Annotated in this window: 13 protein-coding genes; 6 read left to right on the plus strand and 7 right to left on the minus strand. The window is 64.7% G+C overall.

Annotated features, from left to right (window positions below; translation table 11 throughout):
• Positions 1–40: 40 nt before the first annotated feature.
• The 4 genes from tauA (at position 41) to tauD (ending at position 3,777) form a co-directional block, all read left to right on the plus strand.
• Positions 41–1,018 (plus strand): taurine ABC transporter substrate-binding protein, encoded by a 978-nt coding sequence (gene tauA / locus ACMGG8_RS02305; RefSeq protein ID WP_060842176.1) that lies wholly within the window; start codon positions 41–43, stop codon positions 1,016–1,018.
• A 27-nt stretch (positions 1,019–1,045) separates the two neighbouring features.
• A complete protein-coding gene (tauB, locus tag ACMGG8_RS02310) occupies positions 1,046–1,840 on the plus strand; it encodes a taurine ABC transporter ATP-binding subunit (protein WP_414159091.1) in 795 nt (264 codons plus the stop codon).
• Positions 1,837–2,676, plus strand: coding sequence for a taurine ABC transporter permease TauC (tauC, locus tag ACMGG8_RS02315; RefSeq protein ID WP_108545837.1), 840 nt, complete (start codon positions 1,837–1,839; stop codon positions 2,674–2,676). Before tauB ends, tauC begins: the two co-directional genes overlap by 4 nt.
• Before the next feature lie 261 nt (positions 2,677–2,937).
• Entirely contained in the window at positions 2,938–3,777 is an 840-nt protein-coding gene (gene tauD, locus ACMGG8_RS02320; protein ID WP_414159092.1) for a taurine dioxygenase, read from the plus strand.
• Positions 3,778–3,837: 60 nt separating this feature from the next.
• Here the strand turns inward: tauD and lpdA are convergent, their stop codons facing one another.
• Together lpdA and ACMGG8_RS02330 are read right to left on the minus strand one after the other, a co-directional pair.
• A complete protein-coding gene (gene lpdA / locus ACMGG8_RS02325; RefSeq protein ID WP_414159093.1) occupies positions 3,838–5,292 on the minus strand; it encodes a dihydrolipoyl dehydrogenase in 1,455 nt (484 codons plus the stop codon).
• 157 nt (positions 5,293–5,449) lie between these two features.
• Positions 5,450–7,045 carry a DHA2 family efflux MFS transporter permease subunit gene (locus ACMGG8_RS02330; protein WP_414159094.1) on the minus strand — a complete coding sequence of 532 codons (1,596 nt, stop codon included), beginning with the start codon at positions 7,043–7,045 and terminating at the stop codon, positions 5,450–5,452.
• 76 nt (positions 7,046–7,121) lie between these two features.
• Here ACMGG8_RS02330 and ACMGG8_RS02335 point away from each other — a divergent pair, with 76 nt between their 5' ends.
• On the plus strand, positions 7,122–8,321 hold the full coding sequence (locus ACMGG8_RS02335; RefSeq protein ID WP_235759238.1) for an HlyD family secretion protein: 1,200 nt from the start codon (positions 7,122–7,124) through the stop codon (positions 8,319–8,321).
• A gap of 90 nt (positions 8,322–8,411) precedes the next feature.
• Here ACMGG8_RS02335 and mgrA read toward each other — a convergent pair whose 3' ends face one another.
• The 3 genes from mgrA to ACMGG8_RS02350 all read right to left on the minus strand — a co-directional run bounded on the left by mgrA (position 8,412) and on the right by ACMGG8_RS02350 (position 13,241).
• Positions 8,412–9,449 (minus strand): L-glyceraldehyde 3-phosphate reductase, encoded by a 1,038-nt coding sequence (mgrA, locus tag ACMGG8_RS02340; RefSeq protein WP_414159095.1) that lies wholly within the window; start codon positions 9,447–9,449, stop codon positions 8,412–8,414.
• Between the two features lie 102 nt (positions 9,450–9,551).
• On the minus strand, positions 9,552–10,880 hold the full coding sequence (locus tag ACMGG8_RS02345; RefSeq protein WP_060842168.1) for an LLM class flavin-dependent oxidoreductase: 1,329 nt from the start codon (positions 10,878–10,880) through the stop codon (positions 9,552–9,554).
• 102 nt (positions 10,881–10,982) lie between these two features.
• Positions 10,983–13,241, minus strand: a complete 2,259-nt coding sequence (locus ACMGG8_RS02350) for a TonB-dependent receptor (RefSeq protein WP_414159096.1) — start codon at positions 13,239–13,241, stop codon at positions 10,983–10,985.
• A gap of 205 nt (positions 13,242–13,446) precedes the next feature.
• On the opposite strand from ACMGG8_RS02350, the gene ACMGG8_RS02355 reads away from it, so the two are divergent.
• Positions 13,447–14,493 (plus strand): LacI family DNA-binding transcriptional regulator, encoded by a 1,047-nt coding sequence (locus tag ACMGG8_RS02355; protein ID WP_414159097.1) that lies wholly within the window; start codon positions 13,447–13,449, stop codon positions 14,491–14,493.
• 2 nt (positions 14,494–14,495) lie between these two features.
• On the opposite strand, the gene ACMGG8_RS02360 is transcribed toward ACMGG8_RS02355, so the two are convergent.
• Together ACMGG8_RS02360 and ACMGG8_RS02365 are read right to left on the minus strand one after the other, a co-directional pair.
• Positions 14,496–14,897 (minus strand): type II toxin-antitoxin system HicB family antitoxin, encoded by a 402-nt coding sequence (locus tag ACMGG8_RS02360; RefSeq protein WP_060845058.1) that lies wholly within the window; start codon positions 14,895–14,897, stop codon positions 14,496–14,498.
• A gap of 29 nt (positions 14,898–14,926) precedes the next feature.
• Positions 14,927–15,109 carry a type II toxin-antitoxin system HicA family toxin gene (locus ACMGG8_RS02365; protein ID WP_414159098.1) on the minus strand — a complete coding sequence of 61 codons (183 nt, stop codon included), beginning with the start codon at positions 15,107–15,109 and terminating at the stop codon, positions 14,927–14,929.
• Between the last annotated feature and the right edge of the window lie 51 nt (positions 15,110–15,160).

The raw sequence follows: 15,160 nt of genomic DNA on the forward strand, positions 1-15,160 counted from the left end.
CTCCCACGCCGATCACCGGCCGCCTATGAGGAGCCCCCCCATGAAACTGCACTTCCCCCTTCGCCTCCTGGCGGCCGCATCCCTGGCCGCTGCGAGTTTCTTCGCCCAGGCGGCCGACGTCACCGTCGCCTACCAGACCACCGTCGATCCGGCCAAGGTCGCCCAGGCCGACGGCAGCTATGAAAAAGCCACCCAGGCCAAGATCAACTGGCGCAAATTCGACAACGGTGCCGACGTCATCGCCGCCATCGCTTCCGGCGACGTGCAGATCGGCTACCTGGGCTCCAGCCCCCTGACCGCGGCCATCACCCGCAAGGTGCCGGTGCAGACCTTCCTGATCGCCACCCAGATCGGCGCCGCCGAAGCCCTGGTGGCCCGGGACGGTTCCGGGATCACCAACCCCCAGGACCTGATCGGTAAAAAAGTCGCCGTGCCCTTCGTTTCCACCGGCCACTACAGCCTGCTGGCAGCGCTGAAGCACTGGAACATCGATCCCTCGAAAGTGCAGATCCTCAACCTCGCGCCACCGGCGATCATCGCCGCCTGGAAGCGCGGCGATATAGACGCCACCTACGTCTGGGACCCGGCCCTGGGCGTGGCCAAGGAAAACGGCAAGGTGCTGATCACCTCCGGCGAGCTGGCCAAGTTCGGCGCGCCGACCTTCGACGCCTGGATCGTGCGCAAGGATTTCGCCGAGAAGCACCCGGAAATCGTCACGGCCTTTGCCAAGGTGACCCTGGATGCCTACGCCCAGTACCGCAAGGATCCGCAAGCCTGGCTGGCCAACCAGGGCAACGTCGACAAGCTGGTCAAGCTCTCCGGGGCCAAGGCCAGCGATATCCCGCTGCTGCTGCAAGGCAACGTCTACCCACTGGCCGCCGACCAGGTGGTCAGCCTCGGCGCCCCGACCACCAAGGCCATCACCGACACCGCGGTGTTCCTCAAGGAGCAAGGCAAGGTCGAAGCGGTGCTGCCGGACTACGCCCCCTACGTCAGTGCCAAGTTCATCCCTGAATAACCCGCGACCGGACAGGAGATAGCCGTCATGGCCTTGCTACAACTGGAGCGCATCAGCGCACAGTACCCCGGCGCCGCCGAACCGGTGCTGGCGGATATTTCCCTGACCCTGGGGCCACAGCAACTGCTGGTCGCCCTGGGCCCCTCCGGCAGCGGCAAGACCTCGCTGCTGAACCTGATTGCCGGCTTCGTCGACCCCAGCACCGGGCGCATCAGCCTCGACGGCGTGCCGGTCAAGGGCCCCAGCGCCGAACGTGGCGTGGTGTTCCAGGATGACGCCCTGCTGCCCTGGCAGGACGTGCTGGGCAATGTCGCCTTCGGCCTGGAACTGGCCGGCGTGGCCCGGGCCGCGCGTGAAGCCCGGGCCCGGGAGATGCTCGCCCTGGTGGACCTGGCCGGCTTCGACAAGCGCCGCATCTGGCAGCTTTCCGGCGGACAGAAACAGCGCGTGGGCCTGGCCCGCGCCCTGGCCGCCGACCCGCGCGTGCTGCTGATGGATGAACCCTTCGGCGCCCTGGATGCCTTCACCCGCGAACAGATGCAGGAGCTGCTGCTGCAAGTCTGGCGGCGCACCGCCAAACCGGTGTTCCTGATTACCCACGACATCGAGGAAGCGGTATTCCTGGCTACTGACCTGATCCTCCTGGCGCCCAACCCGGGGCAGATCGTCGAGCGCCTGAACCTGGACTTCGGCCAGCGCTACGCCGCCGGCGAATCGGCCCGGGCGATCAAGTCCGACCCGTTGTTCATCGAAACCCGCGAACACGTGCTGTCCCGGGTGTTCTCCCAACGCAGCGCCACCCAGCAGCAGGAGCGCCCATGAGCAGCTACGAGATTCCCGCCACCGCCACCCGCAATGCCAAGCCGAAAGCGCCACACACCGTGCGCCGCAGCCTGAGCACCCGCTGGATCAGCGTGCTGACCCTGATCACCCTGCTGGCCCTGTGGTGGGCGGTGACCGCCAGCGGCCTGATCGAACCGCTGTTCCTGCCACCGCCTGCCGCCGTGCTGCAAAAAGGCTGGTTGCTGGCCACCAGCGGCTACATGGATTCCACCCTCTGGCAGCACCTGGCGGCGAGCCTGGAGCGCATCGGCCTGGCCCTGGGCTTTGCCGTGCTGACGGCGATTCCGGTGGGCATCGCCATTGGCGCCAACCGCATTGCCCGCGGCGTGCTCGACCCGTTGATCGAGTTCTACCGGCCGATTCCGCCCCTGGCCTACCTGCCGCTGATCGTCATCTGGTGCGGCATTGGCGAGCTGTCCAAGGTGCTGCTGATTTACCTGGCGATCTTCGCCCCGATCGCCATTGCCACCGCCACCGGCGTGCGCACCGTCGACCCGGCCAAGCTGCGCGCCGCACAGTCTTTGGGCGCCACCCGGGCCCAGCTGATTCGCCACGTGATCCTGCCCAGCGCCTTGCCGGACATCCTCACCGGCGTGCGCATCGGCCTGGGCGTGGGCTGGTCGACCCTGGTGGCCGCGGAGCTGATTGCCGCCACCAGCGGCCTGGGTTTCATGGTGCAGTCCGCCGCGCAGTTCCTGGTCACCGATGTGGTGGTGCTGGGGATACTGGTGATTGCCCTGATCGCCTTCGCCATGGAGATGGGCCTGCGCGCCCTGCAACGCAAGCTGGTGCCATGGCACGGCCAATCCCACTGACCTGCATGCCCCGCACGCGGCTTACCTGTAGCCGCTGCCGAGCCCTGGCGAGGCTGCGACCGAGCGCGTAGCGCTCGCAGCAATCGATGAGGAAGACCTCGTTGCATGGGTTTGCTCTACTGCGCCGCCGTTCGCAGCCTCGCCAAGGCTCGACAGCGGCTACAGGGTCACGACACCGCCAGCGCACCCGTTTTTTTAGTTTGATGCCGATAAACCGAATCCGACCACGCCGAGCGTTCGGCGCCGTACAAGAGAACCACCATGAGCCTGACCATCACCCCTTTAAGCTCTGCCCTCGGCGCCCAGATCAGCGGCATCGACATCAGCCAGCCGCTCAGCGTCGAACAGCGCGACGCCATCGAGCAGGCGCTGCTCAAGCATCAGGTACTGTTCTTCCGCGACCAGCCGATCACCCCACAGCAGCAGGCGCGCTTCGCCGCCCGCTTCGGTGACCTGCACATCCACCCGATCTACCCCAATGTGCCGGAGCAGCCGGAAGTGCTGATTCTCGACACCGCCGAAACCGACGTGCGCGACAACGCCATCTGGCACACCGACGTGACCTTCCTGCCGACCCCGGCCCTGGGCGCGGTGCTCAGCGCCAAGCTGTTGCCGGCGTTCGGCGGCGACACCCTGTGGGCCAGCGGCATCGCCGCCTACGAGGCGCTGTCCGAGCCCATGAAGAACCTGCTGCAGGGCCTGACCGCGACCCACGAATTCATCAAGTCCTTCCCCCTGGAGCGCTTCGGCAACACCCCCGAGGACCTGGCGCGCTGGGAGGAAACCCGACGCAAGAACCCGCCGCTGTCGCACCCGGTGATCCGCACCCACCCGGTGAGCGGGCGCAAGTCGCTGTTCGTCAACGACGGCTTCACCACCAAGATCAACGAACTGTCCGAGAGCGAAAGCGAGGCCATCCTCAAGCTGCTGTTCGCCCACGCCACCCGCCCGGAATTCACCATTCGCTGGCGCTGGCAGGAAAACGACGTGGCCTTCTGGGACAACCGCGTGACCCAGCACTACGCCGTGGACGACTACCGCCCACAGCGTCGAGTCATGCACCGCGCGACCATTCTTGGGGATGTGCCGTTTTTTCGCTGAGACGCGGGGAGATGCAACAGGCCCCGGCCGCGCTGGATGAGCGAAGCCGGGCACAGCAGGCTATTTGACGCTGGCGGGAGCTTTCTTCTTGCGATTGCCGATGTGAATCACCTGGCCATTCACCGCCAGCGCGGCTTCATGCAGGGCTTCGGACAGGGTCGGGTGGGAGAACACCATCATCCCCAGGTCTTCGGCGCTGGTGCCGAATTCCATGCCGATTGCGCCTTGCTGGACCAGTTCCGCAGCGCCCGGTCCTATCACATGCACCCCGAGCACCCGGTCGGTGGCGGCATCGGCAATCACCTTGACCAGCCCGGCGGTGTCGTTGGCCGCCATGGCCCGGCTGCTGGCGGAGAACGGGAAGGTGCCGATGTTCAGCTCGATGCCCCGGGCCTTGAGGGCCTGCTCGGTCTGGCCGACCCAGGCGATTTCCGGGTGGGTGTAGATCACTGAAGGGATCAGCTCGTAATTGAGCGGATGCCGATGCCCGGCGAGGCTCTCGGCCACCATCACGCCTTCTTCCGACGCCTTGTGCGCCAGCATCGGGCCGCGGACCACGTCGCCAATGGCGAACACCCCAGGCACGCTGGTGCGGCATTGCCCGTCGACGTGGATGAAGCCGCGTTCATCCAGTTGCACGCCGCTGTCGGCGGCCAGCAGGTCGGTGGTCAGGGGCCGACGCCCCACGGCGACGATCAGGCGATCGAAGGTCTGCTGCTGGTCCTCGCCGCCTTCGCTGAAACGGACCTTGACCCTGTCGCCCTGCACCTCGGAGGCCGTCACCCGGGCCCCCAGGCGGATATCCAGGCCTTGCTTGCCGAGGATCTTCTGCGCCTCCCTGGCGATCTGCACGTCCACTGCCGGCAGGAAGCTGTCGAGGGCTTCGAGCACCGTCACTTCAGCCCCCAGGCGAGCCCAGACCGAGCCCAGTTCCAAGCCGATGACGCCGGCGCCAATCACACCGAGGCGCTGGGGCACGCGGGTGAATTCCAGGGCTCCGGTGGAGTCGACGATCACCTGGTCGGTCAGCGGCGCTGCGGCAATATCGATGGGCCGGGAGCCGGGGGCGAGGATGATGCTGGTGGCGCTGATGCGCCGGGTGCTGCCATCGGCCGCGGTGACTTCCACTTGCTTGTTGGCCAGCAGCTTGCCGTGACCTTCCAGCAAGGCCACGCCATTGGCCTTGAACAGCGAGGCGATGCCACCGTTGAAATTGCGCACCACGCTGTCCTTGCGCGCCAGCATGGCCGGTACATCGATCTGCGGGTTGCTGATGCCGATGCCATGCACGGCAAAGCCGTTGCGCGCTTCGTCGTAGTGATGGGAGCTGTCCAGCAGCGCCTTGGAAGGAATGCAGCCCACATTGAGGCAGGTGCCCCCCAGGGCGGTCTTGCCGTCCTTGCCCTTGTAGCGCTCGATGCAGACCGTCTTCAGTCCCAGCTGCGCCGCCCGGATCGCCGCGACATAGCCGCCGGGACCCGCGCCAATCACGATCACATCGTATTGCTCACTCATAGGTTGCCTTCCTTTGTAGAGACAACATCGACCACGGCTCCCATGGTCCCGTTGTCCTTGAGAATTTTCAGCTGGCCGTGCCCGGCCAACCTCCCGAAAGCCACCGGCGCAACGCCCAGTCCGGCGCCTGGACCGTGAAGGGGCCCGGCACGGGCAATCACTTTTCCTTCGCCACCGGCGAGGTCAGCGCCGGGGCCGCCTTGCACCACGGCACCAGCAGCAGCGCCACCACGAACAGCAGCGCCATCAGCCGGAACACATCGCCAAACGCCAGGGTCAGGGCTTCACGTGCCACCAGCCGGCCGAGCATGCCCTGGGCCATCAGATAGGCATGGCCGGAATCCGGAGTCTCGGCGGCGATCTTCAAGGCCAGTTGCCCCATCAGTTCCTGCGCGGCGACAGCCTTGGCGCCCAAGGATTCGGACAAGCGCAGCACCTGGGTGCGGGCATCGTCCTGCAGCCAAGTGTTGACCGTTGCAATGCCGATCGCGCCACCCAGGTTGCGCATCAGGTTGAACAACCCCGAGGCCTGGCGCAGCTCGACGCCCTGGAATGAACTCAAGGCCATGTTGACGCTGGGTACGATGCACAGCATCAGGAACAGGCCGCGGGCCACCTGGGGAACCAGCAGTTCGTCGAACCCCCAGTTGGCGGTGACCCGGGAGGTCAGCCACAGGCTCAGGGCCAGGCCCACAAAGCCCACCGAGATGATCAAGCGCCGATCGACCCTCTCCGAAGCCCGAGCCGCGATGATCGTGCTCACCAGTTGCCCGATCCCCACCACAAACACCGTGGTGCCGATTTCCAGGCTGTCGAAACCGCGCACTCGCCCGAGAAACACCGGAACCAGATAAGTCGAGGAATACAGTCCGAAACCGATCACCAGGTTCAGCAGGCAGGCAATGGAAAAGGTCCGGTCGCGAAAGGGCCGCAGCGACACAATCGGGTTGTTCGAATACAGCGAGCGCTCGATGAACAGTCCAAAGGACACCAGGCAAACCCAGGCGGCGATGACAATCGCGCTATCACTGAACCAGTCCTTGCGCGGCCCCTCCTCCAGCACATACTCGAAACACCCCAGTGCCAGCGCCATGGCCGCAAAGTGCAGCCAGTCGATGCGCCGCAGCATGGACAGCTCGGGCCGATCCACATCGATCAGCAGCGCAGCGCCCATGCACACCAACAGCCCCGGCAGCACGTTGATGAAGAAGATCCAGCGCCAGTCCAGGTAGAAGGTCACCAGGCCGCCCACCGTAGGACCCAGTGTCGGCGCCAGAACCGCGGTCATCCCGAGAATGGCCGGGACCATCGCCCGCTGCCTGCCTTCGAACAGCACAAAGCCCACGGCAAACACCGTGGGCACCATGGCACCTCCGGCGAAGCCTTGTAGTGCTCGCAGCACGATCATCGACTCGATGTTCCAGGCCATCCCGCAGCCGACACTGAACAGGGTAAAAAATGCCGCACCGGCAGCGAACAGCCAGCGGGTGGAGATCGCCTGGGCGAGGAAGGCCGAGAAAGGAATCATGATCAGTTCGGCGATCAGATAGGCGGTCTGCACCCAGCTGACCTCATCGGGACCGGCACTGAGGCCGGCCTGCACATCATTGAGGGAAGCCGCTACGATCTGGATATCGATCAGCGCCATGAACATGCCAAAGGCCATGATGGTGAACACCAGAAGCTTGCGGCGGGCGGACTGTTGACCAGGCTGGGCGCCCACATCAGGGAGCTCGGATGCGCTTGTCGTCACGTTCGGTGCTCCCTGTAGTATTGCAACCATCATGTGAATATTATGATCGTAATTCAAAACAGCGTGGAGCTTCAACATGGAGCAGAGCAACCAGACTCAGAACGCCATCCTGCAAGCCGCACACGAGATGGAAAAGCCGCGCAAGCGCTCCAAGCGCCCCGTGATCGCCGGCGCTATCGCCCTGACACTGGTGGCGGTCGGGGTGGCCTGGGTACTGATGGCGCCTTCGACCGAAACCACCGACGACGCCTACATTGCCGCCGATGCGACCTCCGTCGCGCCGCGAGTCCACGGCCTGATCACCGAGGTGCTGGTCAAGGACCACCAAAACGTCACCGCCGGCCAGCCCCTGGTACGCATCAACAGCGAGGAATTCGACAGCCGGGTGACCCTGGCCGCCGGCGACCTGGCCGACAATCAGGCCCAGGTGGCCCTGGCCGAGGCGGCGCTGAAGATTCAACAAGCCGAACAACGCCTGGCCGACACCCGCGTCCTCGCAGCCCGCACGTCGATCCGCACCACCCAGGCCGAGTCCAAACGCGCCGACGCCGAGCGCAACCGTTTCGACACCCTGGTCACCACCGGAGCCGTGGCGCGCAACGAAGTGGAGAAATACAGCACCCAGGCCATCTCCGCCGAACAAGGCCACGCCTACGCCCAGGCCATGCTGCAAGTGGCGGAAAACGACCTGGCGGTGACCACAGCCCAACGCGAACGCCTGCAAGCACAGCTGCAGATGGCCAAGGCCAGGGTGGTGAGCGCCCAGGCCCGACTCGAACTGGCGCAGCAGGACCTGCGCCACACCACCGTCCATGCACCAATGGACGGCACCGTCGGCAATCGGCAGGTCCAGGTGGGTGATTACGTGCAACCCGGCTCGCGCCTGCTGACCCTGGTGCCGCTGCACGACCTCTATGTACTGGCCCATTTCAAGGAAACCCAGACCCAGCACATGTCCCCCGGCCAATCGACCCGGATCAAGATCGATGCCCTGCCGGGGGTGAGCCTCGTCGGCACCGTGGAAAGCCTGGCACCGGGTTCGGGTTCGACCTTCGCCCTGCTGCCCTTCGAGCCGGGCACCGGCAACTTCACCAAGATCGTGCAGCGGGTTCCGGTACGCATCCGCTTCAATGCCGATCAATCCGGCCTCGAACGCCTGCGGCCGGGCCTGTCGGTCACGGCAAAAGTCGATCTGGACAACCCGGGGGAAGGCGCCGTGGCCAGCACCCGGACCACGCTCAAGGTGAGCAGCAACGCGTCCGCAACGGTGCAATGAGCGCCCGCCAAAAAACTCGCCGCTCCTGCCCTGCCCGGTAAAAAAAGCCCCCGGCAAATCACTCTGCCGGGGGCGCGGGACCTGGCGACGTTACTCCGCCAACGACGGTTTTTCCCACAGGTTGATCCGCCCCTCCTTGGCGAAATGATCGATTTGCGCCAGCTCCTCCACACTGAAACTCAGGTTCTGCAAGGCCCCGACGTTCTCGACGATCTGCTCGGGACGGCTGGCACCGATCAAGGCCGAAGTCACCCGCGGATCGCACAAGGTCCAGGCCAGGGCCAGTTGCGCCAGGCTCTGGCCGCGGTTCCTGGCGATCTCGTTGAGGGCCCGCACATGGGCCAGATTGGCCTCGGACAGGTGCGAAGCCTGCAGCGAGCCTCCACCCGGACGATTGACCCGCGCATCCTCGGGAATGCCATTGAGGTATTTATCGGTGAGCAGCCCCTGAGCCAGGGGAGTAAAGGCGATCACCCCCACGCCCAGCTCATCGGTGGTCTCCAGCAGGTCCTTCTCCACCCAACGATTGAGCATGTTGTAAGCCGGCTGATGGATCAGCAGCGGCACTTTCCACTCCTTGAGCAACGCGGCGATTTCCCGGGTCTTGGCCCCGGAATAGGAGGAAATGCCGATGTACAAGGCCTTGCCCTGCTGCACCGCGCTGGCCAGGGCGCTGGCGGTTTCCTCCAGCGGCGTATCCGGGTCGAAGCGGTGGGAATAAAAGATATCCACATAGTCCAGGCCCAGGCGCTGCAGGCTCTGGTCGAGGCTGGCCAGCACATATTTGCGCGAACCGCCGCCCTGGCCGTAAGGCCCGGGCCACATGTCCCAGCCGGCCTTGCTGGAGATGATCAGCTCATCGCGATAAGACTTGAAGTCCTCCCGCAATAGACGACCGAAATTGATCTCGGCGCTGCCATAGGGCGGGCCATAGTTGTTGGCCAGGTCGAAGTGGTTGATCCCCAGGTCGAAGGCCGTGCGCAACAGGGCACGCTGGGTGTCGATCGGCGTGCTGTCACCGAAGTTGTGCCAAAGCCCCAGGGACAGCGCCGGCAGCACCAGGCCACTGCGGCCGACACGGCGATAAGGGATGGAGTCGTAGCGATTTTCGGCAGCGATATAAGTCATCGAATCCTCTCTGGGTCAGGTCTTTGCAAAACAACTAACGTCGATCATTACGCCCCGTAGGCGCCAGCTTGCGGGCGAGCCAGCGCCTGCAGCAGGCGGTGGTTACACAAACTGATTCTGCGGCCGCTCCAGCCCCAGGTTCTCGCGCAGCGTGCGGCCCTCGTATTCTGTTCTGAACAGCCCGCGCCGCTGCAGTTCCGGAATCACCCCCGCCGCAAAATCCCGCAGGCCGCCCGGCAGATGGGGCACCAGCACATTGAAGCCATCGGCCGCGCCCTCCTCGAACCAGGCCTGCAGTTCGTCGGCAATCTGCGCGGGCGTACCGATCAGGCTGTAGTGCCCACGCCCGCCAGCAATCTTGCGCCCCAGCTGAGCCAGGGTCAGGTTGTCCTTGCCGGCCAGTTCGGTGAGCAACTGCTGGCGGCTTTGCTGACCGCTCTCGGTCAGGGGCAACTGCGGCAAAGGTCCATCCAGCGGATAACCGGACAAATCGAAATTGCCCAGCATCCGTCCGAGCAGGGCCACCCCCACTTCGGGTTCCACCAGTGCCTGGAACGATTCGAACTTCTCCCGGGCCTGGCTTTCGCTGTCGCCCACCACCACGAACACTCCGGGCATGATTTTCAGCGATTCCGTACTACGATCGTACTGCTTGAGACGCCCTTTCAGGTCCGCATAAAAGGCTTGTGCGGCGGCCCGGGACGGTTGCGCGGTGAACACCACCTCGGCCGTCTGCGCCGCCAGGTCGCGGCCACTTTCCGAGGAGCCGGCCTGCACGATCACCGGGTAACCCTGGGGTGGGCGCGGCACATTCAAGGGCCCTTTGACCTGGAAGAATTCGCCGCGATGATCCAGTAAATGCTGCTTTTTCGGGTCGAAATACTCGCCACTGGCCTTGTTCCGGACAAAGGCGTCGTCCTCCCAACTGTCCCACAACCCGGTCACCACCTGATGGAATTCCCGGGCCCTGCGATACCGTTCGGCATGCCCGAAATGTTCATCCCGCCCGAAATTCTGCGCTTCGGCGGCATTGTCCGACGTCACCAGGTTCCACCCCGCCCGGCCCCCTGAAAGATGGTCCAGCGAAGCGAATTTACGTGCTACGTGGTACGGTACGTTATAGCTCGTAGTGGTAGTGGCAATAAGCCCTATCCGCTCGGTCACGGCCGCCAGGGCAGACAGCAAGGTCAAGGGTTCGAAGTAATCGGAACGGGCCATGCGGCTGGCGATGGTGCCGGTCGGCGCTGCCAGGCTGTCGGCGACGAACAGCGCGTCGAAGCGCGCGGCCTCGGCGATCTGCGCCAGTTCTTTATAGACCGCAAAGTCCAGTCCTGCCTGGGCCGGGACCTGCGGATGACGCCAGGCGGCAACGTGGTGACCGGTGGCCATGAGAAAGGCGCCGAGCTTGAGCTGGCGAGTGGAACGAGACATGGGCAACTCCTGTTTCACACTGCAAAAAAACACCCTCCGCAGCAGCTGGCTTGCCAGCGCAAGCGCCCGCAAGGCCTGGGCCAAGCCGGCGCCTGCAAAGGGTCAGAAGTCCTTGCGTAACTGCACACCGAAATAACGTTCGTCGTCCCGGGGCACCGCGCGGTAGATGTAGTTGCCGCCACTGGCCAGCAACGGCGAATAGGACTTGTCGGCCAGGTTCTTGCCGAGCAATGCCACGCGCCAGCCGTCGTTGTAATCGGCCAGGGCGATGCTGGCGTTCCAGATGCCGTAGGCGCCCTGCCGGGTGTCGGGGTTTTGGCTGATGTCGTACTGCACTTGGCTTTGCCAGCTGTAGTCGGTGCCCAATTCGAGATCCAGGCCGTTATCCAGGGGAATGCTGTAGTCGGCCCGCACGTAGCTTTTCCAATCCGGGCTGAAGGGCAATGGCTTGCCGTTGACGTTGCAGGAAGCGGCGGCGCCCGCCGGGCAGGCGAACGCATCGATGCGCGCCCGGGTGTAGGCCAGGGCCCCGGAGAACTTCAATTGCTGGGTGGCCTGCAGGGCGTAGTCCAGCTCGACGCCTTCACTGCTGACGCGGCCGGCGTTGATCAGGCGGGTCACCACCTGCCCGGCCACGGTGTCGAAGAAGTTGGCCTGGTAGTTGTCGTACTCGCTGTGGAACACCGCCAGGTTGGTGGTCAGGCGGTTGTTCCAGCTGCTGGCCTTGATCCCCGCCTCCCAGGTGTTGGACGTCTCGGGCTTGAGCGCATTGGTGTCCCGCGGCTGCATGTTGAAGAACACGTTGTAGGCCGGGCCCTTGTAGCCGCGGGAATAGGTCAGGTAGCTGGTGACGCTGTCGCTGAGGTCGTATTGCAGGCCCAGGCGACCGGACCAGCCGTCCTCGTCCACCGAACCCGAGCTGCGGGTGCCCGGCTGGATCCCGCTGACCGTGGTGGCCGAGGTCGACACCCGACGGTGGTCGTATTTCAGGTCGTCATGGGTCCAGCGCAAACCGGCGATAGCGCGAAAGTCCTCGGTGAAATTCAAGGTGCTTTCGCCGAAGACCGCGTAGCTGTCGTTGGTGGTGCTGTAGTCGGCAATCCCGCGGTTGACGCCGGTGGTGGTGGTCAGGGTGCGCTGGTAGGTTTCCTCGTCCTTGCCATGCAGGTAGAACAGGCCGCCGACGTACTCCAGGAACTGCCCCTTGGGCGAGGCCAGGCGCAGTTCCTGCGAATACTGGTTGTAGTCCAGGTCGCCCTTGTCGGCGGTCCCGGGAAACGCCGTGCTGACCGTGCCAAGACGGTCGCCATCCTGGTACTGGGTGTTGTTCCAGCCGCGCCAGGCGGTGATCGAGGTCAGGGTGTAGTCGCCGAGGTTCCAGTCCAGCTGGCCGGACAGGCCCTTGTTGATGTCCTGCACATGGGTGCGGGTATCGGTGTTGATATCGCGGTTGTCGCTGCTGGCCCGGACCGGGCTCAGGGCATTGGCGAAGGCCGGAGTCAGGGCCTTGCTGACCACGCCATTGGGCGCGTCGTCATGGGACTGCATGTAGTCCGCCGCCAGGGTGAACTTGAGGTCGGCGCTAGGGGTGAATTCCAGCTTGCCGCGCACGCCCTTGCGGTTGTAGCCGTTGACCTCCTGGCCGTTGTGGCGGTTGTCCACATTGCCGTCGTAACTGCCGAACAAGGTGGTGACAGACCCCTTGAGGACATCGGGAACCAGGCTGCCGCCAATGCCGAAGCGGGTACGACTTTCATTGCCGCTGTAATAGGACTGGTCGATGTAGCCGTGGGTCTCGGCGGAAGGCGCCTTGGTCACGATATTCAGCACCCCGGCCGAAGCGTTCTTGCCGAACAGCGTGCCCTGAGGCCCGCGCAGCACCTCGATGCGCTCCAGGTCCAGCAGGTCCAGGGTGGCCTGGCCGGGTCGCCCGTAGACCACACCGTCGATCACCGTCGCGACCGTCGGCTCCACCCCCGGCGAAGTGGAAATGGTGCCCACGCCGCGGATGAACAGCGAGGTGTCCTTGTTCGAAGCCCCGGTGCGGAAGTTCAGCGACGGCACCTGCTGCACGATGCTCGCCACGCCGTTGCGGTTGTCGCGCTCCAACTGCTCGCCATCCACCACCGACACCGCCACCGGGACCTTCTGCAGCGACTCTTCGCGGCGCGTGGCGGTGACCGTTACCGACTTCAGGGTCGGCTCCTGATCCTGCGCCGTGGCCGCGCTTTCACTGGCTAGGGCCGCTGGCAACGGCAATGCCGCCAGGCCCGCCAACAGCCAGCCCAGATGCGGGCGCGAGGCCGTGGTGCCACGGATCGAATGCGCGAGTCGGTGTTGCTCCCCATGAAATATCTGCATGCTGCACCTGCTGAAAAATGCCCCGAACCGCTGCCGATCTGCGCCGGCAGCGCCTGAAATCTGTCTTGGGCATTCGCTCGAGCGAGTAGCAGACATGACGCTTTGTTAGCGCTAACATCGCCAGTATCGACACGCTCCGCATAGAGCGTCCAATACTGAAAAATTACTTTTATATGCCTTTTGGTTCAGTCCAAGGAGCGCGCTCATGACCACTGACCCAGCACCTGGCCGCAAGCGCCGCGGCGCCGGCCGCGTGACCCTGAACACCGTGGCGCGCCAGGCCGGGGTGTCGGCGATCACCGTGTCGCGCTACTTCAACCAGCCCGAGAGCGTCTCCGCCGAACGTCGGGAACGCATCGCCGCCGTGGTGGCCGAACTCGGCTACGTGCCCAATCTGGTGGCCGGCGGCTTGGCCTCGGCCCGGGGCAGAATCGTCGCCATGGTCATCCCGAACATTTCCGGACCGATCTTCGCCCAGACCATCCAAGGCTTCAGCGACACCCTCAGCCGCCACGGCTATCAGCTGCTGCTGGCCTCCAGCTACTTCGACGAGAAACAGGAAGAGAGCGCGGTACGGGCCTTTCTCGGCTGGTCGCCGGCAGCCCTGGTGCTGACCAGCCACTTCCACAGCCCGGGCACGGAAAAGATGCTCGCCGAAGCCGAGATCCCGCTGATCGAAACCTGGGATTACCAGCCCCAGCGCCAGCCCATGCAGATTGGCTTCAGCCACTTTCAAGTGGGGGTCAGCGCGGTTCGCCACCTGCACGCCAAGGGCTACCGGCGCATCGCCTTCGTGCAGAACAGCGCCCCCGGCGACTACAGCGCGCTGGAGCGCCGCGACGGCTATCTCGCCACCCTGAAAGAGCTGGAGTTGCCACCCCAAGTGTTTGCCCCGGATCCCGACCGTCCTCCCTTCGAAGCGGGCAAGCAGGCCATGGAGGCCCTGATGAGCGCCTCACCGCGCCCCGACGCCATCATCTTCGCCAACGACAACCTGGCCGCCGGCGGCCTGCTGGCGGGGCAACGCGCCGGGCTGAAGATTCCAGAGGACTGCGCAGTGCTGGGCTTTGGCGACTACCCCTTTGCCCAGATGCTGCTGCCGAGCCTGAGCACCATCCAGCCACCGGCGCTGGAGATCGGCGTACTGGCCGCGACCCGGGTCCTGGAAAGCCTTGGGGTGCTGCCGACCCGCACGCCGGTGCAGCGCCTGAACCTGCTGCAATGCCGAGTGATCGAGCGCGAAAGCACCTAGCCTCAGGCCGACAGTTCGCGCAGCGCCGCGGCGGCCAGGAACCCGGAACGCGAGTTGTAGCGCTGGTCACGCTTGACCGTCTGATCGATGCGCTCCAGCAGGTGTTCCGGCAGGGTGGCATTGAAGCGCACCGACTTGCCGAAATACGGCGTCACGTCGAACTCCACCACGCCCCATACACCCCCGGCGTAGTCGGGGTTGTCCAGGTGCTCATCGATCTCGTGCACCTGCGGCAGAGGCTCGCCATCGGCCACCAGCCCTGCGTAATGCAGGGACAACGCCTCCTTCACGTTCTCGAACGCCTGGGACACCGTGTGACCAGCGGAGTAACAGCCCGGCACATCCGGAACGATCACCCCGTATTCAGAGTCGGCATCCTTGTGCAGAACCACCGGGAATTTCATGTCGTTGGACTCCTCATGCAGTAACGGGCTCATTTCAAGCCCGCCTGTTTCAAGATGCTGTTGAGCGTGCCCCTGGGCAGTTCCGCATCCGGATGCTTGATAGTGACGCGCCCTGGTTTCCAGGGATGCTTGTACTGATGGTGACTGCCCTTCACGGCAATCAGGTACCAACCATCCGCCTCAATCTTGCCGATCATCTCCCGACTGCGCATAACCCTGCCCTGTGGATACCGAACCATCAGGCACCTTATCCACTCCAGCAC

This window comes from Pseudomonas sp. BNK-45, from assembly GCF_047456255.1.
Lineage (GTDB): Bacteria > Pseudomonadota > Gammaproteobacteria > Pseudomonadales > Pseudomonadaceae > Aquipseudomonas.

What these genes read in the sequence shown, in the direction of transcription:
- tauA (WP_060842176.1), top strand. Translation starts at nt 41, where the DNA reads ATGAAACTGCACTTCCCCCTTCGCCTCCTGGCGGCCGCATCCCTGGCC.
- tauB (WP_414159091.1), top strand. Translation starts at nt 1,046, where the DNA reads ATGGCCTTGCTACAACTGGAGCGCATCAGCGCACAGTACCCCGGCGCC.
- tauC (WP_108545837.1), top strand. Translation starts at nt 1,837, where the DNA reads ATGAGCAGCTACGAGATTCCCGCCACCGCCACCCGCAATGCCAAGCCG.
- tauD (WP_414159092.1), top strand. Translation starts at nt 2,938, where the DNA reads ATGAGCCTGACCATCACCCCTTTAAGCTCTGCCCTCGGCGCCCAGATC.
- lpdA (WP_414159093.1), bottom strand. Translation starts at nt 5,292, where the DNA reads ATGAGTGAGCAATACGATGTGATCGTGATTGGCGCGGGTCCCGGCGGC.
- ACMGG8_RS02335 (WP_235759238.1), top strand. Translation starts at nt 7,122, where the DNA reads ATGGAGCAGAGCAACCAGACTCAGAACGCCATCCTGCAAGCCGCACAC.
- mgrA (WP_414159095.1), bottom strand. Translation starts at nt 9,449, where the DNA reads ATGACTTATATCGCTGCCGAAAATCGCTACGACTCCATCCCTTATCGC.
- ACMGG8_RS02345 (WP_060842168.1), bottom strand. Translation starts at nt 10,880, where the DNA reads ATGTCTCGTTCCACTCGCCAGCTCAAGCTCGGCGCCTTTCTCATGGCC.
- ACMGG8_RS02350 (WP_414159096.1), bottom strand. Translation starts at nt 13,241, where the DNA reads ATGCAGATATTTCATGGGGAGCAACACCGACTCGCGCATTCGATCCGT.
- ACMGG8_RS02355 (WP_414159097.1), top strand. Translation starts at nt 13,447, where the DNA reads ATGACCACTGACCCAGCACCTGGCCGCAAGCGCCGCGGCGCCGGCCGC.
- ACMGG8_RS02360 (WP_060845058.1), bottom strand. Translation starts at nt 14,897, where the DNA reads ATGAAATTCCCGGTGGTTCTGCACAAGGATGCCGACTCTGAATACGGG.
- ACMGG8_RS02365 (WP_414159098.1), bottom strand. Translation starts at nt 15,109, where the DNA reads ATGCGCAGTCGGGAGATGATCGGCAAGATTGAGGCGGATGGTTGGTAC.